The sequence below is a fragment of the Gluconobacter vitians genome, from assembly GCF_015244565.1.
GTDB lineage: Bacteria > Pseudomonadota > Alphaproteobacteria > Acetobacterales > Acetobacteraceae > Gluconobacter > Gluconobacter vitians.
Map to the genome: position 1 here is coordinate 1 of NZ_JABCQG010000068.1, position 1,784 is coordinate 1,784.

The 1,784-nt window shown below is 57.7% G+C and carries 2 protein-coding genes; one reads left to right on the forward strand and one right to left on the reverse strand.

What is annotated here, in order from left to right:
- Nucleotides 1–107: 107 nt before the first annotated feature.
- Complete coding sequence (locus tag HKD24_RS15035) at nucleotides 108–899, reverse strand: helix-turn-helix transcriptional regulator (protein WP_194260961.1); 792 nt, start codon at nucleotides 897–899, stop codon at nucleotides 108–110.
- 141 nt (nucleotides 900–1,040) lie between these two features.
- Between HKD24_RS15035 and HKD24_RS15040 the strand changes: the two genes are divergently transcribed.
- Entirely contained in the window at nucleotides 1,041–1,697 is a 657-nt protein-coding gene (locus tag HKD24_RS15040) for a ketopantoate reductase family protein (protein ID WP_194260962.1), read from the forward strand.
- The last annotated feature ends 87 nt before the right edge of the window (nucleotides 1,698–1,784 follow it).

Below are 1,784 nucleotides of genomic sequence, written 5' to 3' on the forward strand. Positions count from 1 at the left end.
ATCCGTCAGGTCGCCTCGTGTCATGCTTGCTCCACCGTACCGTCTGCGTTGAAGCAAGCAGTGAATCAGATCTCAAGCTGATCGTATAGGCCTTTTGTCAACGCAACCTAAGATTCTACGGAACAGTAAGTGACAAGGATCAGATCAGGTCGACCGTCGACAGCGAAGGTCGAGACCTCGAAGGTTTGAAGACCGTGAACTGGGTGATGAAATGTTTTGGCGCCGTGCTCGAAGGTATGGACCGTTCTGTCATGCCACATGTCCCGGAATTCAGGACTGGCGGCACAGAGTTCGGCAACCAGAGGCTCGATTGCTTCTGCCGCGCCTGCCCGGGCCGCATCCATCCTGAACGCACTGACAATAAAACGGGCCGTGTTTTCCCAGTCTGGATGAAGGGTTCTGCTGCGGGGATCGAGGAAGATCAGACGCAGGATATTGCGATGCTCCACGGGCAGTAACGAGAAGTCTGTCATCAACTCCGTGGCCGCCCGGTTCCAGGCGACCATCTGCCATGTCGCGCTTCGGATGAACGCTGGACTGGGATCGAGCTGGTCCAGCACACGCTGAAGTCTCGGTGTTACATCCATGTTCTTCTGGTAACGCGCCTCGGGCGCCCTTCCCAGTCCGAGAAGAAAAAGATGCTCCCGCTCGGCATCGGTCAGCATCAGGGCACCCGCCAGCCGCTCCAGAGCCGCCGCTGATGGGGTCCCACCCCGTCCCTGCTCAAGCCAGGTGTACCAGGTAACGCTCAGACCCGCGCGCTGCGCCACTTCCTCGCGTCTCAATCCCGGCGTTCGCCGACGGATGGTCTGAAATCCCAGTGCCGCAGGGTCAAGCTTTAGACGCGCATTCCGGAGATAGACACCGAGCGCTTTCTCGTTCGAAGAAGAGCTACTCATCCTGTTAGCTCCTATACCCCTGTAAGCTCACGACTTTACCACCATTACAAACCCGGTCCAGTCTGCTCTCTTTCGAGCACGCTCCCCATTTCATGCTCCACATGAATGTGTCTCGTTTTTAAAATCCTTAAGGACGCAGACATGACCGCATCTCCCCGTTCTCTCTCCCCGCGACGCATCGCCATCCTCGGTGGTGGCAGAATCGGCAGTGCGTTCGCCTTTCATCTGGCACGGAATGGCGGACATGAAGTGACCCTCATCGCGCGCCCTGGCTCAGCGCGTCTGGCCCAATTGCAACGCGCCGGAGGAGTCGTGACGACCGCGGGTGAGCAAGCGTCTGCGATCGTCTGCGACAGACTGGATGAGAGCGTCGCGTATGATCTGGCGCTCGTTACGGTCAAGGACTACCAGGTCAGAGCCCTTCTCCCTGCGCTGAGCAGGTGTGCGGCAGAAAAAATTCAGTTCATGTTCATGACGTTCGATCCGCAACATCTGCAACAGGCTGTCACCCCTCAACGGGCCGCGCTTGGCATGCCGTTTCTCCAATCTGATCTCGATGCAAAGGGAAAGATCAAAATATCCGTCGGAAAACGGGAAACGCTGACAGACGATCCAGAAACGGCGCAACTTTTAAGCACCGCGGGACTGCCGGCCCGCCATGAACCCCGGATGGCCCTGTGGCTGCGCTGTCATGTTCCGCTGGGGATTGCTTTTGAAAGCGTGGCTGTTGCCGCCGAACAGCGTGGGAACAGCGCATCGTGGCGCCGTGCCCGGACTCTAGGGCCTGTTAGCACTTGAAACACTTCCCATATTATAGGGATGGAAGAAGGAGACGGAACAGGCACTTTTACGGACGAGACATGGGCGATCTGGGAGCCTCTGATT